General features: G+C 66.8%; 30 protein-coding genes. 16 read left to right on the top strand and 14 right to left on the bottom strand.

The window, feature by feature from the left end; genetic code table 11:
- Window positions 1-5: 5 nt before the first annotated feature.
- The gene (locus NDO75_RS24135; RefSeq protein WP_310909181.1) at window positions 6-923 is read right to left on the bottom strand and encodes a heme-copper oxidase subunit III; all 918 of its coding nucleotides are present in this window, start codon (window positions 921-923) and stop codon (window positions 6-8) included.
- Window positions 924-994: 71 nt separating this feature from the next.
- Window positions 995-2,386 carry an NAD(P)/FAD-dependent oxidoreductase gene (locus NDO75_RS24130; protein ID WP_310909180.1) on the bottom strand — a complete coding sequence of 464 codons (1,392 nt, stop codon included), beginning with the start codon at window positions 2,384-2,386 and terminating at the stop codon, window positions 995-997.
- A gap of 149 nt (window positions 2,387-2,535) precedes the next feature.
- Here NDO75_RS24130 and NDO75_RS24125 point away from each other — a divergent pair, with 149 nt between their 5' ends.
- Window positions 2,536-3,507 (top strand): D-2-hydroxyacid dehydrogenase, encoded by a 972-nt coding sequence (locus NDO75_RS24125; RefSeq protein WP_310909179.1) that lies wholly within the window; start codon window positions 2,536-2,538, stop codon window positions 3,505-3,507.
- A gap of 160 nt (window positions 3,508-3,667) precedes the next feature.
- Window positions 3,668-4,099 (top strand): universal stress protein, encoded by a 432-nt coding sequence (locus NDO75_RS24120; protein WP_310909178.1) that lies wholly within the window; start codon window positions 3,668-3,670, stop codon window positions 4,097-4,099.
- Window positions 4,100-4,123: 24 nt separating this feature from the next.
- Here the strand turns inward: NDO75_RS24120 and NDO75_RS24115 are convergent, their stop codons facing one another.
- The 3 genes from NDO75_RS24115 to asd form a co-directional block, all read right to left on the bottom strand.
- The gene (locus tag NDO75_RS24115) at window positions 4,124-4,432 is read right to left on the bottom strand and encodes a HalOD1 output domain-containing protein (RefSeq protein WP_310909177.1); all 309 of its coding nucleotides are present in this window, start codon (window positions 4,430-4,432) and stop codon (window positions 4,124-4,126) included.
- Window positions 4,433-4,485: 53 nt separating this feature from the next.
- Window positions 4,486-5,130, bottom strand: a complete 645-nt coding sequence (locus NDO75_RS24110; RefSeq protein WP_310909176.1) for a helix-turn-helix domain-containing protein — start codon at window positions 5,128-5,130, stop codon at window positions 4,486-4,488.
- A 90-nt stretch (window positions 5,131-5,220) separates the two neighbouring features.
- Window positions 5,221-6,255 (bottom strand): aspartate-semialdehyde dehydrogenase, encoded by a 1,035-nt coding sequence (gene asd, locus NDO75_RS24105; protein WP_310909175.1) that lies wholly within the window; start codon window positions 6,253-6,255, stop codon window positions 5,221-5,223.
- A gap of 180 nt (window positions 6,256-6,435) precedes the next feature.
- On the opposite strand from asd, the gene NDO75_RS24100 reads away from it, so the two are divergent.
- Window positions 6,436-6,702, top strand: a complete 267-nt coding sequence (locus NDO75_RS24100) for a hypothetical protein (RefSeq protein ID WP_310909174.1) — start codon at window positions 6,436-6,438, stop codon at window positions 6,700-6,702.
- A 146-nt stretch (window positions 6,703-6,848) separates the two neighbouring features.
- Here NDO75_RS24100 and NDO75_RS24095 read toward each other — a convergent pair whose 3' ends face one another.
- The 3 genes from NDO75_RS24095 to NDO75_RS24085 form a co-directional block, all read right to left on the bottom strand.
- Window positions 6,849-7,040, bottom strand: a complete 192-nt coding sequence (locus NDO75_RS24095; RefSeq protein WP_138779915.1) for a 30S ribosomal protein S17e — start codon at window positions 7,038-7,040, stop codon at window positions 6,849-6,851.
- Window positions 7,041-7,126: 86 nt separating this feature from the next.
- On the bottom strand, window positions 7,127-7,729 hold the full coding sequence (locus tag NDO75_RS24090) for a DUF447 domain-containing protein (protein ID WP_310909173.1): 603 nt from the start codon (window positions 7,727-7,729) through the stop codon (window positions 7,127-7,129).
- A complete protein-coding gene (locus NDO75_RS24085; protein ID WP_310909172.1) occupies window positions 7,726-8,577 on the bottom strand; it encodes a triphosphoribosyl-dephospho-CoA synthase in 852 nt (283 codons plus the stop codon). Before NDO75_RS24085 ends, NDO75_RS24090 begins: the two co-directional genes overlap by 4 nt.
- Window positions 8,578-8,718: 141 nt before the next feature.
- Between NDO75_RS24085 and NDO75_RS24080 the strand changes: the two genes are divergently transcribed.
- Complete coding sequence (locus tag NDO75_RS24080; protein WP_310909171.1) at window positions 8,719-9,063, top strand: cupin domain-containing protein; 345 nt, start codon at window positions 8,719-8,721, stop codon at window positions 9,061-9,063.
- 138 nt (window positions 9,064-9,201) lie between these two features.
- Here NDO75_RS24080 and NDO75_RS24075 read toward each other — a convergent pair whose 3' ends face one another.
- From NDO75_RS24075 to NDO75_RS24060, 4 genes are read right to left on the bottom strand one after another with little or no spacing between them, the layout of a single operon-like run.
- Window positions 9,202-9,963 carry a tRNA-dihydrouridine synthase gene (locus tag NDO75_RS24075; protein WP_310909170.1) on the bottom strand — a complete coding sequence of 254 codons (762 nt, stop codon included), beginning with the start codon at window positions 9,961-9,963 and terminating at the stop codon, window positions 9,202-9,204.
- 1 nt (window position 9,964) lies between these two features.
- A complete protein-coding gene (cofD, locus tag NDO75_RS24070) occupies window positions 9,965-10,957 on the bottom strand; it encodes a 2-phospho-L-lactate transferase (protein ID WP_310909169.1) in 993 nt (330 codons plus the stop codon).
- 52 nt (window positions 10,958-11,009) lie between these two features.
- Window positions 11,010-11,492 (bottom strand): ester cyclase, encoded by a 483-nt coding sequence (locus tag NDO75_RS24065; protein WP_310909168.1) that lies wholly within the window; start codon window positions 11,490-11,492, stop codon window positions 11,010-11,012.
- Entirely contained in the window at window positions 11,492-12,925 is a 1,434-nt protein-coding gene (locus tag NDO75_RS24060; RefSeq protein WP_310909167.1) for an FAD-binding oxidoreductase, read from the bottom strand. Before NDO75_RS24060 ends, NDO75_RS24065 begins: the two co-directional genes overlap by 1 nt.
- 246 nt (window positions 12,926-13,171) lie before the next feature.
- Here NDO75_RS24060 and NDO75_RS24055 point away from each other — a divergent pair, with 246 nt between their 5' ends.
- On the top strand, window positions 13,172-14,575 hold the full coding sequence (locus NDO75_RS24055; protein WP_310909166.1) for an FAD-binding oxidoreductase: 1,404 nt from the start codon (window positions 13,172-13,174) through the stop codon (window positions 14,573-14,575).
- 45 nt (window positions 14,576-14,620) lie between these two features.
- Here the strand turns inward: NDO75_RS24055 and NDO75_RS24050 are convergent, their stop codons facing one another.
- Entirely contained in the window at window positions 14,621-16,174 is a 1,554-nt protein-coding gene (locus NDO75_RS24050; RefSeq protein WP_310909165.1) for a hypothetical protein, read from the bottom strand.
- Window positions 16,175-16,274: 100 nt separating this feature from the next.
- Between NDO75_RS24050 and ligA the strand changes: the two genes are divergently transcribed.
- From ligA to NDO75_RS24005, 9 genes are all read left to right on the top strand, one after another.
- Window positions 16,275-18,068, top strand: a complete 1,794-nt coding sequence (gene ligA / locus NDO75_RS24045; protein WP_310909164.1) for an ATP-dependent DNA ligase LigA — start codon at window positions 16,275-16,277, stop codon at window positions 18,066-18,068.
- Between the two features lie 58 nt (window positions 18,069-18,126).
- Entirely contained in the window at window positions 18,127-18,495 is a 369-nt protein-coding gene (locus NDO75_RS24040) for a rhodanese-like domain-containing protein (protein ID WP_310909163.1), read from the top strand.
- Window positions 18,496-18,644: 149 nt separating this feature from the next.
- Entirely contained in the window at window positions 18,645-19,787 is a 1,143-nt protein-coding gene (gene hisC, locus NDO75_RS24035; protein WP_310909162.1) for a histidinol-phosphate transaminase, read from the top strand.
- On the top strand, window positions 19,784-20,341 hold the full coding sequence (locus NDO75_RS24030) for an adenylate kinase family protein (RefSeq protein ID WP_310909161.1): 558 nt from the start codon (window positions 19,784-19,786) through the stop codon (window positions 20,339-20,341). Before hisC ends, NDO75_RS24030 begins: the two co-directional genes overlap by 4 nt.
- Window positions 20,338-20,952 carry a CDP-alcohol phosphatidyltransferase family protein gene (locus NDO75_RS24025; protein WP_310909160.1) on the top strand — a complete coding sequence of 205 codons (615 nt, stop codon included), beginning with the start codon at window positions 20,338-20,340 and terminating at the stop codon, window positions 20,950-20,952. Before NDO75_RS24030 ends, NDO75_RS24025 begins: the two co-directional genes overlap by 4 nt.
- An 85-nt stretch (window positions 20,953-21,037) precedes the next feature.
- Window positions 21,038-21,586: a multiprotein bridging factor aMBF1 gene (locus NDO75_RS24020; protein WP_310909159.1), complete on the top strand. Its 549-nt coding sequence runs from the start codon at window positions 21,038-21,040 to the stop codon at window positions 21,584-21,586.
- 66 nt (window positions 21,587-21,652) lie between these two features.
- Window positions 21,653-22,297 (top strand): triose-phosphate isomerase, encoded by a 645-nt coding sequence (tpiA, locus tag NDO75_RS24015; RefSeq protein WP_310909158.1) that lies wholly within the window; start codon window positions 21,653-21,655, stop codon window positions 22,295-22,297.
- A gap of 98 nt (window positions 22,298-22,395) precedes the next feature.
- Window positions 22,396-22,869, top strand: coding sequence for a hypothetical protein (locus NDO75_RS24010; RefSeq protein ID WP_310909157.1), 474 nt, complete (start codon window positions 22,396-22,398; stop codon window positions 22,867-22,869).
- Window positions 22,870-22,927: 58 nt separating this feature from the next.
- A complete protein-coding gene (locus tag NDO75_RS24005; protein WP_310909156.1) occupies window positions 22,928-23,566 on the top strand; it encodes a toll/interleukin-1 receptor domain-containing protein in 639 nt (212 codons plus the stop codon).
- On the opposite strand, the gene NDO75_RS24000 is transcribed toward NDO75_RS24005, so the two are convergent.
- The gene (locus NDO75_RS24000) at window positions 23,539-24,231 is read right to left on the bottom strand and encodes a J domain-containing protein (RefSeq protein WP_310909155.1); all 693 of its coding nucleotides are present in this window, start codon (window positions 24,229-24,231) and stop codon (window positions 23,539-23,541) included. The two genes, NDO75_RS24005 and NDO75_RS24000, sit on opposite strands and share 28 nt — an antisense overlap.
- Window positions 24,232-24,583: 352 nt before the next feature.
- On the opposite strand from NDO75_RS24000, the gene NDO75_RS23995 reads away from it, so the two are divergent.
- Both NDO75_RS23995 and NDO75_RS23990 read left to right on the top strand, forming a co-directional pair.
- Window positions 24,584-25,009 carry a DUF3054 domain-containing protein gene (locus NDO75_RS23995; protein WP_310909154.1) on the top strand — a complete coding sequence of 142 codons (426 nt, stop codon included), beginning with the start codon at window positions 24,584-24,586 and terminating at the stop codon, window positions 25,007-25,009.
- Window positions 25,010-25,307: 298 nt separating this feature from the next.
- On the top strand, window positions 25,308-25,523 hold the full coding sequence (locus tag NDO75_RS23990; protein WP_310909153.1) for a hypothetical protein: 216 nt from the start codon (window positions 25,308-25,310) through the stop codon (window positions 25,521-25,523).
- Window positions 25,524-25,578 lie beyond the last annotated feature (55 nt).

Genomic DNA, 25,578 nt, shown 5'->3' with positions numbered 1-25,578 from the left:
GGCGGTCACACCGTTATCGTCGCGCCGACGTAGAGAACGGCGACGAGGAAGAGCCAGACGGCGTCGACGAAGTGCCAGTAAAGCGAAACGGTCGCGACGGACGTATCCCGGTCGGGACCGTACTGACCCCGAACCGCCCGCCAGCAGAGGACGGCGATTCCACCGACGCCGAGCGTGACGTGGAGGCCGTGGAGGCCGGTCAGGCCGAAGAATGCGCTACCGAAGATGCCGCTCGTGAGCGTAAACCCCTCCGCGACGACGAACTCGTAGTACTCGTACGCCTGGCCGGCGAGGAAGACGACGCCGAGTGCGAGCGTCGCTCCGAGGAGTCCGAGGAATCGCCGCCGGTCGTCTGACTCGAGGGCCTCGTGTGCGAAGTGGAAGGTGACGCTGCTGGCGACCAGCAAGACGGTGTTGATCGCGACGAGCGACCCGAGCAGCGGCGGAAGCTCCTCGGGCGGCCACGTTCCGACTCTGACGAAGAAGTAGTAGACGAACAGCGCGCCGAACGTCGAGACGTCTGTCGCGAGAAAGAGCAGCGTCGTCGAGACGTACGACCGCCGCGATTTCGGGCTGCCCTGTGCGTCGCGGGCCGGTGCCAGAAACGCCTGCTCGAGCCACCCCGCGACGCCGGCCAGCAGGACGATCGTGCCGACGACGGCGAGGGCGACGCCGATCACCGGCGGGACGATGTCGGTCACCCGCGCGAAGATGTAGATACCGAAGCCGACGTAGAGCCCGCCGGCTCCGGCAGCGGCGATTAGCGGCCAGCGACTCCGGTGATGATCGTGATCGTCGTGATCGCCCTGCCCGCGGTGGTCGCCGTACTCCTCGGGTGCCTGTCCGTCGGGTGCTCGGCGGTTCGCACCGTCCGCCCGGCGGTCGCGTTCATCGGACGGCCCCTCGGCTGCGCCAGCGTCCATACTCTCGCTCCCACGTCGAGGCGGAAAAAGGATCGCCGCTCGAGCCCGGTTAGGGTGCCGCTACACCCCGGTCAGTAGAAGTAGTCGTCTTCGGAGAGCTGCACGTAGCGGCCGTCGCGGTACTTGTACTTCTGGCGTTTGTACATCGCGAGGATCTTCGCGGCGTCGAGGCCCGCCGTGTAGCGCCGGTTGATCAGGACGTTGTCGGCGCCGTTGCCCTGCATGTCGTTGACGGTGTCGAACGCCCAGTCCCAGTCGTCGGGGCCGTAGTCTTTGACGATCTCCGCGAAGGAGACGTTGCGCAGGATCTCGTCGCCGATCGCGTTCTTCCAGAGTTCGTTGTAGTTCTCGAGCGAGTCCGTGCCGGCGAGACGGCCGGCGATCTTGCCGGTGCGGACGGCGACGTGGTAGCCGCCCTCGTGGAAGGCCGAAGTGGTGCCCATCGCGCCGCCGGCGACGGCGATGTTCGCGCCGACGGGCGACTCGATCGGTCGCGTCGAGGAGATCGGATAGGTCTCGGTCCCCTTCGACTTCCCGCGATCCTCGACGCGCGGGATGTCTTCCTCGATGTCGTACTCGTCGCCGTACTCCTGCTCGAGCAGGCGACGGATGTACTCGGCGCCGGACGGGATTTTGTCGTCGTCGGGCCGCAGGAGCTTGTAGCCGCCGGGGTTCTCGACGTCCGCGAGGTCCATCCCGATCGGCATCGTCAGCCCGACGCGGGCGACCGTGCCGTCGTTCGGGAAGATCCACGGGTAGGCGGTCTCGCCGGGCATGTAGCCCCACCAGAACTTGAGGGTGTCCTCGAACTCCGCGAACAGCTCCTCGGGGAAGTCCCGATACTCCTGATAGGCGATGTGGTTGGCTTCCGGCGGCGAGAGGTAGTCGGAGACGCTCCGTCCGGGCGCGGTGAACTGGTCGAGCGCCTCGAGCGTGATCCGTCGCTGCGGGCCGTCCGCGAGGACGACGTACTGGGCCTCGAGTTCGTCGCCGTTCGCGAGCGTCAGCGTGTGGGTCGGTCCGTTCGAACCCGACGCGCGGAGGTCGGTCTCGAGGTCCTTGATGCCGGTGCCGACGCGCAGGTCCGCGCCCGCATCGGTCGCGCGCTCGTAGAGCCAGTCGTCCATGCGCGCACGGTGGAAGGTGTAGCCGAACTTCGGGTAGCTGGCGTCGATCCCCGTCGTCCGCAGTTCGACGGCGCTGTTCGGCCCGATGAACTCCGTCCCCTCGAGTTCCCGGAGGACGACGTCGTCGGGAATCTCCCGGTAGTCGAACTCCATGAGGTCGATCCAGTAGTCGAGCATCCCTGCGGCGTCGGTCGAATCCGGCCCCAGTCCCTCGCGGTCCTCTCGGGGCACCCCCTGCTCGAAGAGGACCGTCTCGGCACCGTGTGCGGCGGCCTGTTCGGCCGCGGACGCACCTGCGGGGCCGCCGCCGACGATCGCGACGTCTACGCGTTCCATACGGCAGTGAGACTCATTGAGCCATTATAAAAACTGCGAGGCGAATTTTCGGCCGCTTCGACGAGTCCTGCTGGCGGACGGACCGTCCGGCCGCCGGACCGAGTGCCGCGAGACGAACGCTTTTGAGCGCACTGGACGACGCCACGGATATGAGCGACGCCGACACGCCGGACGTACTCGTCCTCCGGAAGGGAACCCACGGAACGCCGATCGAACAGTACGTCGATGCGATCCGCGACCGTCTCCCCGATCACACCGTCGCCCTCGCGCGGACGCCGGCCGAAGAGCGCGAGGCGATCCGAGACGCGCCGTTCGTCACGGGCATGACCCTCGAGGAGGACCTCCTCGAGTGCGCCGAGAATCTCGACGTCTTCGCCTGCGCTTACGCGGGGACCGGCCACCTCCCACTGGACGACCTCGAGGACCGCGGCGTCGCGGTGACCAACGCCTCGGGCGTCCACGGGCCGAACATCGGCGAGCACGTCCTCGGCGCGATCCTTCGCTTCACCCGCCGGTTTCACGTCGGCGCGCGCCGGCAGCGCCGCCGGGAGTGGCGACATTACAAGGCCCACGAGTTGCAGGGATCGACGGTCACCGTCGTCGGACTCGGCGCGATCGGACGGGCGGTCTGTGAGCGCCTCGAGCCGTTCGGCGTCGAGACGATCGGCGTGCGGTACACCCCCGAGAAGGGCGGGCCGACCGACGAGGTGGTCGGCTTCGAGGGCGCGGCGTTCGACGACGCGCTCGCGCGGACGGATTACCTCGTGCTCGCGTGTCCGCTGACCGAGACCACTCGCGGGCTGATCGACCGCGACGCGTTCGTCACGATGGACCCCGAGGCCGTGCTGGTCAACGTCGCTCGCGGGCCGGTCGTCGACACCGACGCGCTCGTCGAGGCGTTGCGCTCGAACTGGCTCCGCGGTGCGTCGCTGGACGTGACCGACCCCGAGCCGCTGCCCGAAGCGCACCCGCTCTGGACGCTCGAGAACGTCCAGATCACGCCCCATAACGCCGGTCACACGCCGCGGTACTACGACCGACTGGCCGACATCGTCGCCGAAAACCGCCGCCGATTCGACGAGGGAGCCGACGCGGACCTCAGGAATCAGGTGCTGCCCTGACTCGGCCGATCGTCGGATCGGTCCGCCGGATCGGTCGTCGGTGGTCTCCTTCGCCTCGAGCCGTCTAACGCACCTTTTTCATCCTGTGCCCCGAAATCCGGGGTATGGCACGCTCAGTAGTCGGCGACACCGCTCGAGCGGGGCGGACGGGGGGAACGAGATGACGCTTTCGTTCGACGGAACGGTCCTCGTTCCAGTCGCGGATCCGGACGACGGCGAAGAAACCGCGGCGACGCTCGCGCCGTATCTCATACCCTCGAGTACGGTGCTCGTCGTCAACGTGATCGAGAAGGCCGGCGGCGCGCCCGACAAGGCCTCGGTCGAACAGCGCGAGGAGTACGCTCGGGAGATCTTCGAGCGCACACGCGGACCGCTCGAGGGACACGCGGGTTCGGTCGAGACGGCGATCCTGTTCGGTACCGACGTCGTCGAGACGATCCTCGAGGCGGCGGTCGAACGACGCGTCGACGCCGTGGTCTTCGAACCCCGCGGCGGGAACCGGTTCGTGGAACTACTTACCGGCGACGTGGCACGCCGACTCGTAAAAAAAGCCTCGGTCCCGGTCGTCGCACTGCCGCGAACCGACGATTAGCGTCCGATCGTTCTCGAGCGACCGTTACTCTTCGTCCGCGAGTTCGACACGGCCGGTCCCGTCGACCGTGACTCGATAGTCGCCGTACTCGAACGAAACACTGCCGACAGTCCGGTCCGTTCCCCTGGTCGATTCGAACAGCGAGTCCAGCGCCGACGGATCGATGACGTCGTACAGCGGTCCGAACTCGTCGGCGACCTCGAACGCGTCCAGTCCGGACGCCGATGCGACCGCCTCGATGACTGCTTCGGTGAGCGACTGAGACGGCCCAGCCTGGTAGGTGTCGCCTGCGCCGTGCGGTTGCGCCTCGTCAGTAGCGGGTTCAGTTTCCATACATCCCCTACCGGTGCGATGGGGGAAATCATCTCCATTGGAGGGTCAACGATTTAAGACGGGGTGCGTTCTCGGAGCGTATTCCGAAGCAGGTTGGCCTGGCCCCGCCGAAGACGAGCGGACAGCGCTTGATCCGAGATATCCAGCGTTTCGGCGATCTCCGACAACGTCGTTTTCCGCGGAACGTCGAAGTATCCCTTCTCGAGGGCAGCGAGCAGCGCTTCCTGCTGTCTGTCGGTGATGCCGTATCGATCGCCGGAGTGATCCGATTCGTCGAAGATGCGTTCGATCCGGAACGGGATCTCCCGTTCGCGACAGGCGTCTCGGTAGGCGAACAGTGCCTCTCGCGTCGGGATGCGAGCACGAATTCTCGTGTCCTTCGTCACGGTGATGTCCAGGTACGCGATGTCGTACTCCGCCGCAATCGGATACGTCAAGTTCTCCTTCCCGTATTCCGAGAGCGTGCCGCTGTAGAGACGACGGTCGCCCGACTCCTCGAGGAGGGCAAACTGGCGAACGGTTTCGTCGGCGTCCAGTGCGGCGTCGACGCCGTCGAGGTCCGCTCCGTAGACCCAGAAGATGAACTTGGTCTCGTCGGCCGACGGCCGGAAGATCTCTTCGACATCGATTCCCGAGGCGGCCTCGACCGCCCGCCGGAGAATCGGCGTCGCGATCTCGAACTCGACGATAAGGACCATAACACGCTCTCTACAGTCCTACGACGCGAACGATTGTTATAGTGGGGCACGCTTGCGGACGACGGTCGAACGGACGGAAGAACCGGGCGGTTAGAGGTAGCCGTTCTCGAGGAGCAGTTCGCCGTTGAGGACGCTCGCGCCGGCCGCACCGCGGATCGTGTTGTGGGCGAGGCAGTTGTACTGCAGGCCGAAGGGAGTCTCCTGTAAGCCGCCAGCGGCGATGGCCATGCCGTCGCCGAGCGTACGGTCCATCCGCGGCTGCGGGCGGTCGGGTTCGTCGAAGACGTGGATGAGCGGCTCGGGCGAGGAGCGCAGGTCCAGCGAGGGGTAGTCGCGCATAGCTTCGGCGGCGTCCTGGGGGGTGAGGTCCTCCTCGGTCTCGACCCAGACGTTCTCGAGGTGGCCGTCGATCGTCGGAATCCGGTTACAGGAGGCCGAGACCGACATGCCGTTGTGCGACAGTTCCGCGCCGTCGAAATCGCCGAGCAGTTTGCGCGACTCGGTCTCGAGTTTGTCCTCCTCGCTACCGATGTAGGGGATGGCGTTGTCGATGATCTCCATCGAGGAGACGCCGTCGTAGCCCGCGCCGGAGACGGCCTGCAGCGTCGAAACGTGGACTTTCTCGAGGCCGTAGTCGGTGAGGGCCGCGAGCGTCGGGACGAAGGTGATCGTCGAACAGTTGGGATTCTTGACCATCGCGCCGTCCCAGCCGCGCTCGTCGCGCTGGACCTCGAGCAGATCGAGGTGGTCCGCATTGACCTCCGGGATGACGAGCGGGATGTCGTCGGCCATCCGGCCGTTCGAGGAGTTCGAGGAGACGATATAGCCGTCCTCACAGAACGAGGGTTCGACCTCTGCGCCGACGCTCGAGGGGAGCGACGAGAACAGGAGGTCGACGTCGTCGGGCACTTCGTCGGGGTCTGTCGCCGTGACGGTGGTCTCGGCGACGTCCTCCGGGATGGGGCTGTCGACGCGCCACTTCGCGGCCTGTCGATACGTCTTGCCGGCGCTCGCGTCGCTCGCGGTCAGGGCCGCGATCTCGAACTCCGGATGGGGATCGAGCAGCTGAATCAATCGCTGTCCGACTGCGCCGGTCGCACCGAGTACGCCTACTCGTACTGCCATTTTTCGCCACTCCGAGTCGTGTCCGCAAAACCGTTTGGGTTTTCGGTAGCGCATGTCACTGAGCGGACGCGCTGCGACAGACGAGGAGCCAGCGGCCGGATAGAAGATATTAAGAAACGGGAGCGGCACCTAGCGACCGATGCACTACCGACAGGTTCGACGCGAGGCCGCCGGCGGGAGGTGGTCCCGATGACGAGTTCGACCACGAGTACGACCGATCGGGGACTGCTCGAGACGCGATTCAGCATGGGTGCGACGGCCGTGGCGGTCGTCGCGGTGCTGCTGGCCGTCGCCTTCGGCTGGCTGGGGTACACCGACGGCGTACTGCCGGTACTCGGCTACCAGATGAACATCCTGACGGGAATGGTCGGTATGCTGTTCGGATGGGGTGTCGCGTTCGTCGCGTTCGTCGCTGCGAGCTACATGGAGCCTGGCTTCGGCGAGTAACGATCTTCCGTTTCGGACTGGCGACCCGTCAGTCGGTTTGCCGAGCACGGCGGAACCGCTTCTCTCAGTACTCGAGTCGCACACTACTGGCGAGCGCTGTGGCTCGCTATCGGTCGATACGGTCTTCGACGAAGCAGAATACAGACTTACGCGGGAACTTGCGCGCCCTTCTTCCGGGTGACGTAGCCCGCGATGCGGTTGCGGACACCCTTGGAATCGACGTTCGTGAGCTTTTCGACGCTCTCTTTGTTCTGTTCGAAGTCGGTCGTGAACGCCTCCGGATACCGCTCCAGGAGGAGGTTCCCGGTCTTCTTGACGTAGGCCGGCTTGATTGCCATGTCGGTCCGTTCTCCGAGCGCGCCCTAAAGACATTCGTTCTGCGACGGCGACGCGTCGGCATCGGAGGGGGATCGACACAGTACGCTCACCACGCCGAATGCTCGCGCACGCGCTCGAGCGCCTCGCGTTCGCGCGGCCCGCCGGCGCGCTCGACGATCTCGGCGCACCACGCCAGCCGGTCGCGGAGCTCGGCCTCGTCGTAGTCGGCCACCTCGAGTCGCGAGGCGGCCACGGTCGCCTCGACGACGGCCCCGAAGCCGCGGTCGATCGTCGGAATCGTCTCCCGAACGACCGCGGATTCGACGGGCCGAAGCGCCCACTCCTCCCAGTCGGTCTCCCCGTCGGTTCCCGCGTCGAGCTGCTCGACGGTCACGCGCACCCAGGCGGTCGCCGACTCGAGAACGGGGTCTTCGCACTCGACGATCGAGAGGGCGGCGTCTGCGACGGCCACTGGGTCGTCGACGAACTGGACGTAGCCCTCGCCCTCCCGGTGGAAGTTTCGCCGGGTGCGGGTGTTCCCCCACGTCCGCGCGGTGACGGGCTCGCCGGCGTGTAGGCCGAGTGCGGCGGCGTTCCACAGTCCGTTCGGTCCCAGTGTGGTCACGACTGACTCGGTGACGCCGGATAGCGAGGCGGGCCACTCGGCGTCGTCGCCTCGGGTCTCGTCCGCCGGTCGATCGTCGCTCATAGCTCGATCGCCTCGTGCTCGAGTGCGACGAACAGCCCGGCCGCGGTGACGTCGGCCGTCGTTCCCGGATTGATACCGCGGGCGACGAGGTCGTCGGCGAAGGACTCGACCGCGTCTCGATCGGTCTCGAGGGCGTCGCCGTCCGCGAGTTCGGCAGCGCGCTCGGTCACTTCCCTGGCAGCGTCCTCGCCGTGGCGCGTCGCGACGAGCGTGTCGGGTCGCTCCGCGAGCAGGGAGAGGAAGACCGCCGCGGTCCGCTCCGATATCGGGCCGTCGGCGTCGGCGAGCCGTTCGGCCGCCGCGAACGACCGCTCGAACCCGCGGACCCACTCGCGAGCGACGTCGTCGCCCGGCACGCTCCGCTCCATGATCTCGAGCAGCGTTAGTCCGCGCTCCCGGACGGCCGGGACCGCGTCCGAACCGCGGCGGACGTCGAGCGGTTCCATGTCCGCGGGCGGGTCGCCGACGCCGACGTCGACGTGGTCGAACGCGCGGTAGAACGCCGCCGCGTCGCCGACGGTCGTCTCGCGGACGACGGCTTCGGCGATCGGCTGCGAGAGTTCCTCGCGCGCGGCGCAGACGAGCGGGACGAGCAACAGCAGCGCCCCGAACTGCGTGTTGCCCCCCTTCTGGGCGGCCATACCATCGACTGCCCGCTCGAACGCCGGTCCGACCGACGCGCCGTCGGCCGCCAGCTCGAGCCCCTCGCTGGCCCCCACCGCGCCGGCGAGGAAGTGCTCGAACCGCAGATCCGCCAGGTCCCGATGGCGGTCGACGTTGCCCGGCTTGGGTGTTCCGGCGACCTCGAGCAGCAGCGCCAGTTCCGCGTTCTGGGCCGTCGATCGCATATACGTCTCGCTGCGTGCCCGGACGGCTTAGGGGTAGGGGTTGTCTACCGCCGCGCCTACGGCGGACGGGTCGGTCCGTCGGGCGTCGGCAGGAGGTTCGCCGTCCCGTCGATTTAAGCGTCGAACCGACGACGATGGCGTATGGGCTACGATACCGCAGCCAAGACCGACGTAGACTCCGTCGTCCCCGAGGAGTGGGGCGGCATGTGGTTTCTGAAGGAGGAACTCGAGACGGACGACCTCGGCATCTCAGTGCTCGAACTCGAGCCCGGCGGCAAGGGCAAGGAACACGACGAGACGAACACCGGGCAGGAGGAGGTCTACTACGTGGTCGCCGGCACGGTCGAGGTCGAATTCGAGGACGCCGACGAGACGGTCCGGCTCGAGACGGACGAGGCGATTCGGCTGGATGCGGGCGAGACGCGCCAGATCTTCAACCGCGGCGACGAGCGCGCGAAGCTCTTACTGGTCGGTGCGCCGTTGTAAGCGATCTACGTCCTGGTTCGGTGTTCCCCTCGGCGAACGCAGCGAATGCCACCGCAGAGGGGGTGATCGGCCAGCAGCGAGACGACTATTCGCTTGTCTCGACTGATTTGGCTACGGCTTCCGAATCGACGTCGACCGCTACCGCGTCGCCTCGAGCCCGAACTCCCGTTCGACGGCCTCGCGAACCCGCTCGAGCACTGCGGGGTTGTCGCTCGGCCGGCCGACGCTGACCGCGTCGGCGCCGTAGTCGACGTACTCGCGGACGGTCTCGGCGTCGCGGACGCCGTTGTTGGCGATCACGAATAGGTCGGTCGCGTCGACGACGTCGGCGATCACGGCTTCGGAGTCCATCGCGTCGACGTGGACGAAGGCAGCGCCGGCGGCCTCGAGATCACGGGCCAGCACCGGCAGGTCGACGCCGGGGACTTCGGCACGGACCTTCGCGCCGACGGTGACGCCCGTCTCGGCCGCGCGCTCGACGTAGTTCGCGAGCCGGTCACGGTCTCGCAGGAGCGTCTCGCCACAGCCGACGGCACAGAGTTCGTCCTGCCGGCAGTGGGCGTTGATCTCGAGGACGGCGTCGTGATCCCGGCAGACGCGGGCGGCCTCGACGATCGGCTCGACGGTCGCGCTTCGGACGTTGAACGCCGGCTGGACGGGCACGTCTCCGAGTGCGGCGAGTTCGCGGTCGACGAAGGCGATCGGGTCCTCGGGGAGGAACTCGGTTCGGTCGCGTGCGACGAGGTCGCGCGCAGCCGCTCTCGAGTCGGCGTCGAGGGCGATGCCGCCGAGGAACGCGGCGCCGGCGTACTCCGCGCCGGCCCGCGCCCAGTCGGCGTCGGCCTCGCCGCTCAGACTGGCGAGGGCGAGCGGCGGCGCGAAGGGGACGTTCGGAGCCATCTCAGCTCAGATGATCGATCGCAGCGTCGACAGCACGGATCACGCGCGCGGCGTCCTGACGTGAGTCGATCTCGATGTCGGTTCGGACCGTCGGCCGGTCGAAGTCGGCGTCGTCGTTCTCGTCGATCACGAAGACATCGGCGAACGGGTAGGCGGTCGCCAGCCCGTCGGTGCTCGGTTCGGCGTTGACCGCCTCCATGAGGTCGCCGGCGGGGCCGGAGAAGGCATCGTCGCCGAGGAACGGCGACACGGCGACGACCGTCGTCTGCGCGAGCGCGTCTGCGACGCCCGGCAGCGCGAGCATCGGTCCGATACTCGTGACCGGGTTCGACGGGCCGATGACGACGGTGTCGTCGAGCGCCTTGAGGACGCCCGGCGCCGGCTCGGCCTTGGAGGAGCCGCGGAACTCGACGGTGTTGACGGTCGGCTCGCCCCGGTGGGCGACCCAGTACTCCTGGAAATGCATGAGGCCCTGATCCGTGTGGACGAGGCTGGCCACCGGATCGTCGCTCATCGGCAGCAGGTCGATGGACAGTCCGAACGCGCTGGCCAGCCGCTGGGTCGCCTCGCTCAGCGTGTGGCCCTCGTCGAGCAGGCTCGTCCGCGTGATGTGGACGGCCCGGTCGCGGTCGCCGATCGTCATGAACTCCGCGACGCCGGAGAAGCGCCGCCAGTGCGCGAGCCGTCGTCCCTCGGTCTGGCGCCCCTCTGGCAGGAACTGCGGGCCGTCGGGGAGGCCCGCGGCCGACGCGATGTCGTTCAGTGCCGAGTTGGTTCGGTGCGTGTCGCCCTCGATGCCCCACCACGTCTCCCGGTCGAGGATTCCACCACCCTGAAACAGCAGCGTATCGACGTCCGGCGAGACGAAGAGCCCGCCGAGCTCGATGTCGTCGCCCGTGTTGGCGACGACTGTGGTCTCCTCCGGCGAGAACGCGGCCGCTGCCCCGTCTAACAGCTTCGGCGTCCCGGTGCCCCCGGAGAGGAAGGTTACCATACGCACAACTCTCGAGCGAGGCTACTTAATCGCTTTCGGCCGCTCGTGACCGTCAGTCACGGCCGCCGTTCACGCTGCCGAGTTGCTGGAGCAGCCCGTGAACGTCGTCGAGCGCCCATCCCTCGACTATTTGGTGATCATCGACGCTGAAGACCACGATGCCGGCCGTTTCGACCTCGGTCCCCGTCGCCGGAACGCCGAAGACCGCCGCCTCGTGCGTTCCCGAGAACCGGTACCGAACGACGACCCGATCGGCCGTCGCGATCACGTCCTCGATATCGTTTCGCAGGTCCGGAAACGTCGCGTACCAGTCGGCCCAGGCCGTCCGCAGTTCGTCGATCGTATACGTGTCGTCCGTCCCGTGGTGAAGGACGTAGTCGTCGCTCACCGCGTCGGTGTCGAACGCCTCGAGGTCGCCGTCGTTCCAGACGGCCGCGAAGTAATCCCGAACGAGTCGCTCGTTTCGGGCCTCGATAGTCGACGCCGCCGGATCCGCAGCGGTTTCGACGCCCTCGGTCGACGAGGATCGATCCATCAGTCGGCGCCGGATCGCGGCGGAACGTTCGCGTTCGACCGGAACAGGTTCTCCGGATCGTATTCCGTCTTGACCTCGACCAACCGGTCGTAGTTGTCGCCGTAGAGCAACTTCACGGGATCTTCGTTCAGTCCAGGGAAATTACCGTAGCGGCCCGAGGCGACCGGCAGCGCTTGCACGTCGGCGAACACCTCGCGCGCCCAGTTCACGTTCGCGTCGTCCTCGTCGGCCTCCTCCCAGTTCGCCTCGACGGTGAGCATGTACGGCTTGTCCCGGTGCCAGAACGCGGTCGCGTCCCGCGGAACGTCCGCGACCGCGTCGCCGAGGTGCCAGACGTCGATCGTCGAGAGCGCCGACGGGGTCGAGTCGTTGTACTGGATCATGAGATCGAAGACCTCGTCGGTGAGTCCCTCGAGGAAGATCGACTTCCAGTAGTAGCGCAGCCCGTCCGGATAGTCTTCGTCGAGCATCGACTGGAGGTCGACGTAGTCCATCGGTCCGCTCATGTCGGCGATGGGCGTCGCGACCTCGCGGAGCGGGTCGTAGACCGCCGGCGCGTCCGCTGTGTCGCCGCGGGCGGAGCCGAGGAACGCGACCGCCGGTTCGCCCCACGTCTCCTCGGGAAACTCCTCGAGTTCGGGGACGTGGGCGGTGAAGACGAGGACGCCCGCGTCTCGCGGCGCGGTCTCGGTCCACTCGCGGAAGGCCGACAGCGCCGCGTCGGCGTCGTCGCCGTGGTACCAGACGAAGAAGGCGTACACCTCCGGACCGACCTCGTGGAGGGCGTACTCGAAGGCCGTGACGACGCCGAAGTTGCCGCCGCCGCCGCGGATCGCCCAGAACAGGTCTTCGTTCCGATTTTCGCTGGCAGTGCGTACCTGCCCGTCCGCCGTCACCACGTCGACGCTGACCAGATTATCGAGTGCGAGTCCGTACTCGCGGCTCAGGTGACCGTAGCCGCCGTTGAGCGTCAGTCCCGCGATTCCGGTCTGTGACACCGCACCGAGTGCCGTCGCGAGGCCGAACAACTGCGTTTCGCGGTCGACGTCGCCCAGCGTCGCGCCGCCTTCGGCGTAGACGGTTTCCGCCTCGCGGTTGACCCGGACGCCGTTCATCGCTGAGAGATCGACGACGATTCCGCCGTCGCAGATGGCCGTCCCGGCCACGTTGTGTCCGCCGCCCCGCACCGCGAGGGGCAGGTCGTGGTCGCGGGCGAAGTTCACCGACGAGACGACGTCAGCGACGCCAGCACAGCGCGCGACGAGCGCCGGATACCGGTCGATCATCTCGTTCCAGATCGCTCGCGCGTCGTCGTACCCCTCGTCGGACGGCGTCAGCACGTCGCCGCGAAACTCCGCGACGAAGGAGCGAACGGCGTCGCTCGGCAGCTCGTCGAACGCTGCTTCCCCCTCTTGTTGGTGCATTGCTCCCATATATCACGATAGGTGTCTAACGGAGATAAAACAGTAGTATATCCAACACGACGATCAGTCGCGCAGATATGTCCCAGCACGGGCTACGAATCGTGTCCTCGAGCGCTCCGAACTCTCCGAGCCCGATGCATCGAGGAGACGTACCAACGCGCCAGCGCAGGAGTCTCTCTCGGTCGCCGGAGCTACTATAATTATTAATTATGTGAGACTATATGCTCGGGCGAGGCGTACGGCTACTGGGGGACAATGGCAGTAACTACCACGCCCGTAGACGACGGTGCATTGAACGGATTCGGCGAGCGACTCCACGGTGAGGTACTCCGACCGGAGGATCCGAACTACGACGACGCGCGAGCGGTCTGGAACGGAATGATCGACAAGTACCCGGCGTTTATCGTCCGCTCGAGGGGCGTTTCGGACGTGATCGCCGCGGTGAATTTCGCGCGCGATCACGACCTGGCGCTGGCGGTTCGGGGCGGCGGACACAACATCGCGGGAAATGCGGTCTGTGACGACGGACTGATGCTCGATCTCTCGGCGATGCGGTCGGTCCGCGTCGATCCGGAGGAGCGGACGGCGCGCGTCGAGCCGGGGGCGACGCTCGCCGATTTCGACCACGAGACGCAGGCGTTCGGGCTGGCGACGCCGCTGGGAATCAACTCGACGACGGGCATTGCCGGACTCACGCTGGGCGGCGGTTTCGGCTGGCTCACGCGCACGTACGGCATGACCGTGGACAACCTGCGCTCGGTCGACATCGTCACCGCGGACGGCGAGTTGCACCACGCGAGCGAGGCGGAGAACCCGGATCTGTTCTGGGGCGTCCGCGGCGGCGGCGGCAACTTCGGCGTCGTCACAGCCTTCGAGTTCGATCTCCACGAGGTCGGACCCGAGGTACTCGCGGGACTGGTCGTTTATCACGGCGCGGACGCGCCGGACGTCCTCCGCCACATCCGCGATCACAACGAAAACGCGCCGGACGAATCGACGGTCTGGGCCGTCCTCCGGAAGGCACCGCCGCTCCCGTTCCTCCCCGAGGACGTCCACGGCGAGGACGTGCTCGTCGTGATCCCGTTCTACGCGGGCGACGTGGCCGAGGGGGAGGCTGTGCTGGCCCCGATCCGCGAGTACGGCGACCCCATCGTCGACACCGTCGGTCCGCACCGGTACGCGGCGTTCCAGCAGGCGTTCGATCCGCTGCTCACCGAGGGCGCTCGGAACTACTGGAAGTCCCACAACTTCAGGGAACTCTCCGACGAGGCCATCGATACCGCGGTCGAATACGCGCGGAACCTGCCGTCGATGCAGTCCGAAATTTTCTTCGCACAGCTCGGCGGTGCGATGGCGCGAGTCTCGACGGACGAGACTGCGTTCCCACACCGGGACGCCGCGTACGGCATGAACGTGCACACGCGCTGGGAGGATCCCGCGATGGACGACGACTGCATCGCCTGGTCCCGGGAGTTCTACGACGCCATGAGACCGTACGCGACCGGCGGCGTCTACGTGAACTTCGTCAGCGAGCGCGAAGGGGAGGAGAACATCGCCTACGGCGACAACTACGACCGGCTTGCCGAGATCAAGGCGACGTACGACCCGGAGAACCTGTTCCGAACGAACCAGAACGTCGAGCCCACCCCGGCCCGATAATCTCCGCTTTTTGCCCGCCGACGCCGCGACGAACGTCGTCGAACCCTAGTCGCCGATCCAGTCCGCGAAGCTCCCCTCGAGTAGCGTCTCGGACTGCCGTGTCACGTACTCCTGTTGCATCGCAGCGATCGCGTCGGCGAGATCGGTCTCGTCCTCGAGTTCGGCCCGGACCTGCTCGCGTTTCCAGCTCGCCGGCGTCACGCCCTGGCGGACGCGCCGCCGGAGCGGGTAGAGGTACTTCGCGGCGTCCTCCTCGCTCAGCCCGCGGTTGGTCAGGCCGTCCTCGGCGTGGGCCAGCAGATCCTCGTAGAGCGCGAGGCCATCGGTCGTCTCCTTGCCGTCGTTGGTGATCCAGGTCAGGTCGGCCCCGAGACCGTCGACCATCGCGGCGTAGAAGTTCTCGCGGGCGATCTGCCAGTCGAGCTCGACGACGGGATGCTCGAGCCGGGTCAGACTCTCCATCAGGCCGGCGAAGGCGGCGAGGAACGAGATCGAGTCACGGACAGTCGGCTGGGCGGGGATCGGCCGGAACTCGATGCGGGCGTTGGCGGCCGAGCGGGTCGGGCCCCCGAAGACCGGGCGGATCCACCGCCAGTAGGTGCCGTGTTTGCGGCTGAAGTGGGGGAACTGATCGTCGAACCGATCGCCGGAGCCGACCGGCATCGGGACGATCGTATCGTCGGCAGCGATCCGATCGATGGCTTCCTCGACGGTCTCGAGGTCGTGTGGGAACCGGACCTTTCCCTCCCCCGTAGTTGGGTCGTTGAGGGCGGTCTCGAAGACGCTGATTCGGTGTTCCATCCAGCCGTCACGAAGGATCTCGTCGGCGGTCGCGTCCTCGTCGTACAGGTCGGCAGGGAAGAACGGGGAGTTGACCCCCAGTGCCAACAGCGGCCCCGCGACTCGCAGGGCGTAGTTAAAGTACTCGGGGAGGTCGGGTGCGTGAGCCACCTGATAATGGGGCTGGATCGAGGTGATGAGGCTCTCGGGCATGACGGTGTCGGCCTGCAGCGAGACGTGGGGCGCCTCGATGCGCATTCCCGCGGAGTCGGCCTGATCGGTGTTGGCCATCGCGTGGTAGCGCGCTGAGTCGCTCATGTTCGTCGCGATGCGAAATCGGCGCTCGGTTCCGTCCGGTGCGACCGCGGTTCGCTCGACGCTGTCGGTGAGGTAGGTACCGGCCTCCTCGCCCTCGGGCGGAATCGTCCAGAGCGCGTCGCTCACCAGCCGCATCCGTTCGGACTGGGTCACGTCAAGCGCCGTCTGCAGGCGCGCTTTCACTTCCGATTCCTGCGCGGCCAGCCCGGGGGCGTTCAGCGGCTGCGGACTGGTCACCATCTCCGCGTTGTGCAGGCCGAGTTCCTTCTCGAAGCCGATTAGTTCGAGCAGTCGGCGCGGAACCCGCCGGAGCGTGCAGTCGTCGGCCTTGACGGCGTAAAACTCGTACTCGAAGCCGACGATCGCCTGCGGGTTGTCGAAGACGCCCTCCTCGACGGCGTCTTTGATCACCTCGGCGTCCGCCTCGGCCCGCTCGCGGAAGTCGTCGGCGTCGACCGCCAGCACGTCCGCGACCCGCGCGGCGAGTTCCTCCTCTGGCATACCTCCCTGTGGGGACGCGAGGGCCTTTAAACGCGTCCCTCTGCGCCGGCTCGATCGCGTCTCAGAATCGTTTTACTCCCCGCGGCGATAGAGTCGGCCGATGGAGTTCGCCACGTTCGCCGACCGCGCCGGGACGATCGAAGCCGAGCCCGCCGACCTCGAGATCGTCGCCCACGTTCGGGACCTGCTCGTGGACGCGAGTGACGAGGGCGAGGAGCGACGGTCCTCTGATGACGCGGTGGAACCGCAGACGCTCGAGATCGTCGCCCGCTTCGTTCAGGGACGGGTGTTCCCGGCCTGGGACTCGACGACGCTCGATATCGGCCCGAGCGCGTGTTACGAGGCGATCGCTCGCGCGGCGGGGACGAACGTCAGCGCCGACGACGTCGAGGACCGACTCGCGGAGATCGGCGAAATCGGCGACGTGGCGGCGAGCTACGAGTTCGGCGGCCAGCAGGGGCTGGGTGCCTTCGCGGGCGGCGGATCGGGGAGCGAGGGCGGCGGTGGCGACGACCTGACCGTCCGCGAGGTCGCGGACACGCTCGAGGAACTCGCCCACGCCGAGGGCTCGGGCAGCCAGGACCGCAAGGTCGACCTGCTGTTCGGCCTGTTCAACCGCTGTGCGAGCGAGGAGGCCCGATACCTCGCCCGGCTCGTCCTCTCGGAGATGCGCATCGGCGTCGGCGAGGGGACCGTCCGCGACGCGATCGCCGAGGCGTTCGAGGTGCCCGAGGATCGGGTCGAGCGCGCCCTGCAGGTCTCGAACGATTACGGGCAGGTCGCACGGATTGCGCGCGACGAGGGGGTCGACGGGCTGGACGGGATGGATCTCGCGGTCGGGCGCCCGATCCAGGCGATGCTCGCCCAGGCGGGGACGGTCACCGACGCGCTCGAGGAGTGGGCGGAAGCCGCGGTGGAGTGGAAGTACGACGGGGCCAGAATACAACTCCACCACGAGCCCGGCGATCCGGGAGCGGCCGACGGATCGGTGGCGGAGACGCGCGTCTTCTCGAGAAACATGGAGGACGTGACCGACGCGCTCCCCGAGGTGGTCGAGTTCGCGGAAGAGACGCTCGCGGAACCCGCGATTCTCGACGGCGAAGTCGTCGCGGTCGACGGCGACGGGAGCCCGCTCCCGTTCCAGGAGGTGCTCAAGCGCTTTCGGCGGAAACACGACGTGGCGAAGGCCCGCGAGAACGTGACGGTGCGTCCGGTCTTCTTCGACTGCCTGCACGCGGACGGTGAGGACTTGCTCGCGGAGCCGCTGACGACGCGTCACGAACGGCTGCGGTCGGTACTGGCCGATTCCGGGGCCGGTAGCGACACGGACGACGCAGTCGCAGACGAAGACGTCGAGGGCCTCTCGCTGCTCTGGCACACCGACGATCCCGACGAGATCGAGTCGATCGACGCCGACGCTCTCGAGGCGGGCCACGAGGGGATCATGCTCAAAGACCCCGAATCGGCCTACTCACCGGGCCGGCGCGGGAAACACTGGCGCAAGCGCAAGCCCGACGTGGAGACGCTCGACTGCGTCGTGACCGGCGCTGAGTGGGGCGAGGGCCGGCGCGCGACGTTCCTCGGCACGTTCGAGCTGTCCGTGCAGGCCGACGACCGCTTGGAGACGGTCGGCAAGGTTGCAACCGGGATCACCGACGAGAAACTCGCGGAACTGACCGAACTGCTCGAGCCCCACATCGCTGCCGAGGAGGGCCAAGCGGTCGACCTCGAGCCCGCGGTCGTCTTCGAGGTCGGCTACGAGGAGATCCAGTCCTCGCCGACCTACTCGTCGGGCTATGCGCTACGGTTCCCGCGGTTTCAGGGTGTGCGGTCGGACAAGGATCCCGAGGACGCGGACACGCTGGAACGGCTCGAGCGGCTCCGAGGGGAGTGATACGCGGGGGTCCGCTCGAAGCGCCACGGTTTTGTTCATACGAGACAATATAGTGTCGATGAGTGGTATCCGTCCGGACGAATTGGCCGAGCGGCTCGACTCGGGAGACGACCCGTTTCTGCTGGATATCCGCCCGCGCTCGGCCTTTCAGTCGAACGCGATCGAGAACAGCCACAACGTGCCGGTCTACGGAGCACTGCGACGGGGCGACGAGGAGGCGCTACGCGATCGACTCGACGAGATTCCGGCCGACGAGGAGGTGGTCGTGGTGTGCAAGATGGGCGTGGTCGCCAAGCGGGCGACCGCTCTGCTGGTCGACGAGGGGTACGACGCGGCGACGCTCGCCGGCGGGATGAGCGGGTGGACCGGCTATCAGCGCGGCTCGTTGGGATACAAACTCCGGTCGTTGCTCTGGAGGCTCCGGTAGGCTCAGCGTGACTGTCGAGACGGGAGCATCGTGACGACCGCTCGCGACGGCTCCGCTGGGCTCGAGTCCGTCCCTGAGTGTGATAGCCGAACGCGAGCGACTCACCACATGTAAGCACCCTTAAGAGCCACGGGAAACAGGATTCGCGTATGCAACCGCGCGACCTGTCCGACCACGTCGCCTACGAGGCGGGTCGAGGCATCGAGGAGGTCGCCCGCGAACTCGGGCGCGATCCCTCCGAATTCGTCAAACTCGCCTCGAACGAGAACCCGCACGGGCCTTCGCCGGCCGCCGCCGTGGCCATCCGCGAGACGGCCGCGAGCGTGAGTTCCTATCCCAAAGCCGCCCACGCCGACCTCACGAGCGCCGTCGCCGACCGCTGGAACGTCGCCGACGATCAGGTCTGGCTGGCAAACGGCGGCGACGGAGCCATCGACTACCTCCACCGGGCGACCATAGAGCCCGGCGACGACGTCCTCGTTCCGTCGCCCGGCTTCGCCTACTACGGGATGAGCTCCCGGTTCCACCACGGCGACGTTCGGGAGTACGAACTCTCGAGAGCCGACGACTTCGCCCAGACGGCCGACGCCGTGCTCGAGGCCTCCGACGGCGAACGGGTGATCTGGATTACCAGCCCGCACAACCCGACCGGCTCGACGATGCCGCTCGCCGAAATCGAGCGGCTCGCCGACGAGACCGACGACGAGACGCTGATCGTCGTCGACGAGGCCTACGGCGAGTTCGCCGATCGGGACAGCGCCGTCGCCCTCATCGAGGGCCGGAACGGCTTCGCAGCCCGCGACGACGTGGCCGTCCTCCGGACGTTCTCGAAAGCCTACGGACTGGCCGGTATCCGGCTCGGCTACGCCGTCGTCCCCGCGGAGTGGGCCGACGCCTACGCCCGCGTGAATACGCCGTTCGCGGCGAGCGAACTCGCCTGCCGGGCCGGACTGGCCGCGATCGAGGACGAGGAACACGTCGAACGGACCGTCGAGACGGCCCGCGACTCACGCGCGTATATGCGCGAACACGTCGATACACACGTCTGGGACAGCGAGGGGAACTTCGTTCTCGTCGCCGTCGGCGACGCCACCGCTGTCGCCGAAGAGATGCAAGAGCGCGGCGTCATCGTTCGTGATTGCTCGAGCTTCGGCCTCCCGGGCTGTATCCGAATCACCTGCGGTACCGACGCGGAGACCGAGCGAGCCGTCGAGACGCTCAACGGGGTGCTGGCCGATCTCGGCCTCGAGCCCGAATCCACCGACCCCGACGCGGAGGTGGCCGACACGTGAGAGTCGCCGTCACCGGTACGCCCGGCACCGGGAAGACGACCGCGACGGAACTGCTCGAGGCCCGACTGGCCGACGGATCGGCCGACGCCGACGGGGACGATCAGGCCTCCGGCCTCGAGGTGATCCACCTCAATCGCGTCCTCGAAGACGAGGAACTGTACACCGAGGTCGACGCCGACCGCGACAGCAAAATAGCCGACATCGACGCGTTGCGCGAGTGGGTCGCCGGACGCGATAACGTGGTGATCGAATCACACCTCGCCCACCACGTCGACGCAGATCGGGTCGCCGTCCTGCGGTGTCAGCCCGAGGCGCTCGAGGAGCGCCTGCTCGAGCGCGGTGAATCCGAGGCGAAAGCCGTCGAGAACGCGGAGAGTGAGGCCCTCGACGTGATCCTCTCGGAGGCCGTCGAGGAACACGGCCTCGAGTCGGTCTACGAGATCGACACGACCGACCGCGATCCCGAAAGTGTCGCCGACGCCCTCGCAGCGGTCGCGGCGGGCGAGCGCGAACCGAGCGCCGGCGAGGTCGACTTCGTGGGGTATCTGACGTGACGCTCGACAAGTTCCGCCCCTACGTCTCGCGGTTCCTCGACCCGTTCGTCACGGGGTTCGACCGCATCGGCATGACGCCGAACGGCGTGAGCGTGATCGCGTTCGGGATGGCGATCCTGGCGGCGGTAGCCTTCGCCCTCGGCGGCCTCGAGGATCCGATGTGGTACGCCGTGGCGGCGGCGCTGGTCTTCCTCAACGGCTGGCTGGACATCGTCGACGGGGCGCTCGCGCGCGAACAGGAGGTCGCCTCGGCCGGCGGCGACCTGCTGGATCACGTCCTCGACCGCTACGCCGACATCGTCGTCATCGCCGGGCTGGCAGCGGGGCTCGAGAACTACCTCCTCGGCTTTGCTGCGGTGACCGGCGTCGTGATGACCTCCTACCTCGGGACGCAGGCCCAGGCCGTGGGCCTCGACCGGGTCTACGGCGGGCTCGTCGGTCGAGCCGACCGGCTGGCTATCATCGGGATCGTCGGCTTCCTCGCGTACCCGTTCCCGGGAGAGCTCTTCGCAGACCTCACGCTCGTGGGCTGGCTGCTGGTCTTCCTCGCGGTGGTCGGCCATCTGACAGCGGTCCAGCGCTTCTACTACTCCTGGGTCGCGCTCGAGTGAGCGACCGTTCGCCGGCGCTTTGACGGTTTTCTCCGATCGGGACCGCGCCGCATGCTTTATCCCTCGCCACGATATAGAATCCCACATGGTTCAGTGCGAGATGTGTGGCGCCGAGACGTCGTCCCCGAAGACCATCAAAGTCGAGGGCGCCAAGCTCGACGTGTGTTCGAACTGTACCGATTTCGGCACGGAGGTCAAACAGACCTCGACCTCGAGCACGTCGACGAAGTACTCGACCGGCTCGAGCTCGTCCTCGTCGGGAGGGGGTGGACAGTCCTCCAGTTCGAGCGCGGGGTCTACGAGTTCGGGCGGCTCGAGCCAGCGCCGCCGCTCCGACATGTTCGACGACATGGACGAGTTGGCGACCGACTACGACGACCGAGTCCGCAACGCCCGCGAGAGCAAGGGACTCAGCCAGTCCGATCTCGCGAACGAACTCAACGAGAAGGCGAGCCTGATCCGCAAGATCGAACGCGGCGACACGCTCCCGAGCGACCGCGTCCAGTCCAAACTCGAGAACTATCTCGAGATCGAACTGAGCGCGGAGGGCAGTTCCGGCGGCGACTCCGAATGGTCCGGCGGCTCCTCGACGGGGAGCTACACGCTGGGCGACGTGGTCAAGCGAAAGGACTGACGCCCGACTCGAACGCGCCGTCCCGGACTCGCAAGCTATTTCTTTCGTGCGGGTGCGGATGTCGATATGTTCGTCCTCGTTAACCTGAAGACCTATCCGTGTGATCCGGTCGCCGTCGCGGAAGCCGTCCGCGACGTCGACGAGACCACCGACGCTCGTCTGGTCGTCGCACCGCAGGCAGCCCACCTCGAGCGCGTCGCGGCGACGGGCGTCGAGACGTGGGCCCAGCACGTCGATCCGATCGAGCACGGAAGCAACACCGGCCACACGCTGGCCGAGTCCGTCGCCGACGCGGGCGCGGACGGGACACTGATCAACCACTCCGAGCGACGGCTCAAACTGGCCGACATCGACGGTTCGGTCCGGGCGGCCGAACGAGCGGGGCTCGAGACGGTCGTCTGCGCGAACAATCCGGCCCAGATCGGCGCGGCCGCGGCGCTGGGACCGGACGCCGTCGCCGTCGAGCCCCCCGAACTCATCGGTACCGGAACGCCGGTCAGCCAGGCCGACCCCGATATCGTCGAAGACGCGGTCGAGGCCGCCGAGCGCGTCGATCCTGACGTTTCGGTCCTCTGTGGCGCGGGTATCAGCACGGGCGACGACGTCGTCGCCGCCGGCGACCTCGGTGCCGAGGGCGTCCTGCTCGCCAGCGGCGTCGCGAAGGCCGACGATCCGACGGCCGCGCTCGAAGATCTCGTCGATCCGCTCTGAAGACGGCTCGCCGAGCGGCGGGGACCGCATCGCCGCATCACCGCGGCGACGGCGTGTCTGCCGACCGGCTTTTCTTTGTTCCTGTCGAACCGATTCGTATGGTCGACGAAGGCTCCGGCGACGCGGAACCAGAATCCGGCGAACCGCCCCTACCCGTGGCGCTCGAGAATCGGCTGATGGGCCAGGGCGTCTACGTAACCGGGTTCGCGTGGATGGACGGCCCGGCGGCCGACGAGAGCGCGGAGACGGCCGACTATCGACCGGGCGAGTCACCGATCCAAGACCGGGCCGGAATCGAACTCGAGTACGAAGTCGTCACCGACTCGCCGCGAGTCTCGAACGACGAGGTCGGTACTGTCATCCGGACGCTCCGGTCGGTCGCCGAGGAGCGGGCGTGGACGCCGGGCCGGCTCGAGGCCACGTCGCTGTCGACCGACGGGGCGGTCCGCGGTCGCTGGCACGTCGAAGGCGAGTGGTTCGAACGGCTCGGAACGGGGCTCTCGGAGCTCGAGTTCTCCGAGCGCGTACTACGGACGATCACCGATCGCCCGACGGGACGTGACACTGATTAAACGCGTCTGGGAGATAGATTAATAGGGGTTGCATCACCTCGTAGTCGTAGGTGGGTTCATGACAGGGGAACAGGTGTACGTGTCGCACGCGCCCGGAGATCTCGAACTCGTTCAGGACCTGTTCTCGACGGTCAAGAACTTCCCATTCGGCGTCCACATCGCGCTCGAGGAGATCGAATCCGGCCGTTCGCGGAAGCGACTCGAGGGTCGCCTTGCGAACAGCGACGTTGTAGTCGCCGTGTTGACGGAGTCGGCGGTCGAAAATACGTGGATCAACCAGGAGATCGGATACGCGGTGGCCAAAGGCATCCCTGTCCTCCCGTTGCGTGACGAGGGGATCACCCACCACGGGTTCGTCAGCGACGTCGAGGGGGTGACGATCGATCGGAGCAACCTCTCGTTTACGATCTTTAATCTCCTCTGTCGGTTGCGAAGCGAACTCGCGCCGCTGGGCGCGCTGTCGGTTCCCAACTGGTACATTCGCTTTCCGTGCACCGTCCCCGACTGCGGTCACCCCGTGACGCTGGAACTCGAGCAGGGACAGACGAAGCTCTGGAAACTCCACAGCCACGGCAAACTGCTCTCGACGTCGTGTGAGGGCTGTGGATCGACGTACTACTTCAACCCGGGGACGATCGGCTTCGTCCGCCGCGAGGACGGGAGCGACCGTCAGTCGCCCTCTCGAAGTCGTTCGTAGGCTTCGTTGACGAGCGCGAACGCCGATTTGCTGCCGGTTTTCCGGTCGGGGTGTGCGCGTTTCACCTGTTCGTGATACGCCGTGCGGAGTTCGTCCTCGGTCGCGGTCGCGTCGACGCCGAGCACCTCGCGCGCCCGTCGCTTTCGCATGGCGACTGCAGCGATGATACCGTTCTCCTCGGCGTCGGCCTTGCAGCCGGAACACAGCCGTTCGGTGCGCTCGTCGATCGTCGTAACGCGATACAGTTCCTCGGAAACGTCCTCGCGGCACTGCGTACAGCGCCCTCGCTCGTCCACGTCGTTCGCGGTTGCACGACCGGAACCGCTGGCGGCGTCCGGCTCGGCGGTTCGAGCGCCGCCGACATCATCCGAGCTACGGGTCGGTGCCTCGGCCGCACACGACGGACAACACGTTACCACGGTCCCGTCGTCGAGCACCACATCCTCGAGTTCCGCAACGGGGACGGTGGCGGTACAGCCGTCACACGCGTCGCGGCGCTGGTCGAGTGACCCGCCCTTCCGGGCGGCCGCTCTGGCGTACGGTTCACAGTCCGGACAGCAGACGACTTGATCGCCGTCCGGCATACGTACGGTCGTTGCGTCCTCGAGCGCAACCGTTCGGCCGCACCCGTCACAGCCGGGCCGGCGGTCGCCGACGACAGCCATCACGTGGCCGGTTTGGCGTCGTCCCTCATTAGTATTTCTGCTGACAGTCGGCGCTCCGAACAGTTCAGAACGGTGGTGACCGACGCCCGATTCCGGAACCGCGGTCGGCGTATGATCTGCTTACCGGCTGCTGGTATCTCGGTTGGAAATCGGTCATCCCTGAACGCAATCGATAACAAAGTGGTCGCCCGCCGACCGAGCGGTCGTGCGAGGCGACCCTCGCACGCGGACGCGCTGTCCGTTGGACGGCACTCGGCGACGACTGTCGCCGGGTTCCTCCTCTCCTGTCAGGTCGTTCCGACGGTCGATCCGAACCGGGACACCGATGGTCTCTCGACCGTGAGGTTCGCGTATGGATACGGCAGTACGGACCGGCACTCGCGACGGCTCGGTCGACCGAGAGCGGCTCGCGACAGCGACCGTTGACACCGTTCTCGTTGTCGGGCTAGTCCTCCTCGGAAACGTCGAACACGGCGGCAATCCGATCGCCGACCCGCTGGCATCGCTCGAGACCGTCGCACCCTTCGCGATCGGCTGGGCCGCCGTCTCACTGCTCGCGGGCCTCTACACGCGCGATGGGCTCGAGCCGGTTCGCGACTACCGGTTGCTGGCAATCACCTGGATTGCAGCGGCGAACGTCGGCCTCATGCTTCGAGCATCGTCGCTGTTCGAGGGCGGAGCGACCTGGCCGTTTCCGCTCGTGATAACCGGGTTCGGTCTGCTCGCGTTGCTCGGCTGGCGCGTCGGCTACGCCCTCTTCCGGTCGGCGACGACGTAAGTCGTCGTCGCATCCACGTCCTCGCGTATGTGAACCAGATATTACCTATCCCTTTTCGTAACCCCGGCCCGTCGACGCAGCGAATATTCCCCTTCCGAGGGCTGAAAACGACGACACTGTGCTACCAGTCTCTAGATCATACGTAACTGTAAAGTAACATGATGATATATTGGGGGCTAGATAACACTCCTGTAAGTTATAGGTGGGATTTTCGATGGATCTCTGTCGGAAAGCCATCGCCCACGAGCTAATTATGGGAAATACTTATATACCTATTCCTCCTAGTATAGGACAGATTATGACTGGATATTACGACATTGTTCTCGGCCTCATCCCAGTCGCACTGCTCGGTATCACCGCAGCCCTCACGACCGTCGGGGTGTCGTTGACTGCGGCGGTGCCGCTCGGCGCGCTGGTCGCGATGGCGATCATCGGACACGCGATGTTCGTCAACACGCCCGCAGACGTCTCCGACGAGGCCCGGTCCGCGCGTCCCCCGATGAACGCGGACTGATCGTCTCAGTTCTCGTCTCTATCCCCGCTTTCGATTCCTTTTCCCTGCTTCGTTC

The organism is Natrinema sp. 1APR25-10V2 (assembly GCF_031626495.1).
Lineage (GTDB): Archaea > Halobacteriota > Halobacteria > Halobacteriales > Natrialbaceae > Natrinema.
Note: the sequence above shows the minus strand (reverse complement) of the source record. Positions and strands in the feature narration are given on the sequence as shown.

Bases quoted from the DNA above. Each gene is read 5' to 3' on its own strand.
- NDO75_RS24005 (WP_310909156.1), top strand. From the start codon at position 22,928: ATGACAGGGGAACAGGTGTACGTGTCGCACGCGCCCGGAGATCTCGAA.
- NDO75_RS24115 (WP_310909177.1), bottom strand. From the start codon at position 4,432: ATGGAAACTGAACCCGCTACTGACGAGGCGCAACCGCACGGCGCAGGC.
- NDO75_RS24050 (WP_310909165.1), bottom strand. From the start codon at position 16,174: ATGCCAGAGGAGGAACTCGCCGCGCGGGTCGCGGACGTGCTGGCGGTC.
- NDO75_RS24095 (WP_138779915.1), bottom strand. From the start codon at position 7,040: ATGGCAATCAAGCCGGCCTACGTCAAGAAGACCGGGAACCTCCTCCTG.
- asd (WP_310909175.1), bottom strand. From the start codon at position 6,255: ATGGCAGTACGAGTAGGCGTACTCGGTGCGACCGGCGCAGTCGGACAG.
- NDO75_RS24055 (WP_310909166.1), top strand. From the start codon at position 13,172: ATGGCAGTAACTACCACGCCCGTAGACGACGGTGCATTGAACGGATTC.
- NDO75_RS24010 (WP_310909157.1), top strand. From the start codon at position 22,396: ATGGTCGACGAAGGCTCCGGCGACGCGGAACCAGAATCCGGCGAACCG.
- NDO75_RS24020 (WP_310909159.1), top strand. From the start codon at position 21,038: ATGGTTCAGTGCGAGATGTGTGGCGCCGAGACGTCGTCCCCGAAGACC.
- NDO75_RS24065 (WP_310909168.1), bottom strand. From the start codon at position 11,492: ATGGATCGATCCTCGTCGACCGAGGGCGTCGAAACCGCTGCGGATCCG.
- NDO75_RS24130 (WP_310909180.1), bottom strand. From the start codon at position 2,386: ATGGAACGCGTAGACGTCGCGATCGTCGGCGGCGGCCCCGCAGGTGCG.
- hisC (WP_310909162.1), top strand. From the start codon at position 18,645: ATGCAACCGCGCGACCTGTCCGACCACGTCGCCTACGAGGCGGGTCGA.
- cofD (WP_310909169.1), bottom strand. From the start codon at position 10,957: ATGGTAACCTTCCTCTCCGGGGGCACCGGGACGCCGAAGCTGTTAGAC.
- NDO75_RS24110 (WP_310909176.1), bottom strand. From the start codon at position 5,130: ATGGTCCTTATCGTCGAGTTCGAGATCGCGACGCCGATTCTCCGGCGG.
- ligA (WP_310909164.1), top strand. From the start codon at position 16,275: ATGGAGTTCGCCACGTTCGCCGACCGCGCCGGGACGATCGAAGCCGAG.
- NDO75_RS24090 (WP_310909173.1), bottom strand. From the start codon at position 7,729: ATGAGCGACGATCGACCGGCGGACGAGACCCGAGGCGACGACGCCGAG.
- NDO75_RS24120 (WP_310909178.1), top strand. From the start codon at position 3,668: ATGACGCTTTCGTTCGACGGAACGGTCCTCGTTCCAGTCGCGGATCCG.
- NDO75_RS23990 (WP_310909153.1), top strand. From the start codon at position 25,308: ATGACTGGATATTACGACATTGTTCTCGGCCTCATCCCAGTCGCACTG.
- tpiA (WP_310909158.1), top strand. From the start codon at position 21,653: ATGTTCGTCCTCGTTAACCTGAAGACCTATCCGTGTGATCCGGTCGCC.
- NDO75_RS24040 (WP_310909163.1), top strand. From the start codon at position 18,127: ATGAGTGGTATCCGTCCGGACGAATTGGCCGAGCGGCTCGACTCGGGA.
- NDO75_RS24135 (WP_310909181.1), bottom strand. From the start codon at position 923: ATGGACGCTGGCGCAGCCGAGGGGCCGTCCGATGAACGCGACCGCCGG.
- NDO75_RS24075 (WP_310909170.1), bottom strand. From the start codon at position 9,963: ATGGCTCCGAACGTCCCCTTCGCGCCGCCGCTCGCCCTCGCCAGTCTG.
- NDO75_RS24060 (WP_310909167.1), bottom strand. From the start codon at position 12,925: ATGGGAGCAATGCACCAACAAGAGGGGGAAGCAGCGTTCGACGAGCTG.
- NDO75_RS23995 (WP_310909154.1), top strand. From the start codon at position 24,584: ATGGATACGGCAGTACGGACCGGCACTCGCGACGGCTCGGTCGACCGA.
- NDO75_RS24080 (WP_310909171.1), top strand. From the start codon at position 8,719: ATGGGCTACGATACCGCAGCCAAGACCGACGTAGACTCCGTCGTCCCC.
- NDO75_RS24000 (WP_310909155.1), bottom strand. From the start codon at position 24,231: ATGGCTGTCGTCGGCGACCGCCGGCCCGGCTGTGACGGGTGCGGCCGA.
- NDO75_RS24125 (WP_310909179.1), top strand. From the start codon at position 2,536: ATGAGCGACGCCGACACGCCGGACGTACTCGTCCTCCGGAAGGGAACC.
- NDO75_RS24085 (WP_310909172.1), bottom strand. From the start codon at position 8,577: ATGCGATCGACGGCCCAGAACGCGGAACTGGCGCTGCTGCTCGAGGTC.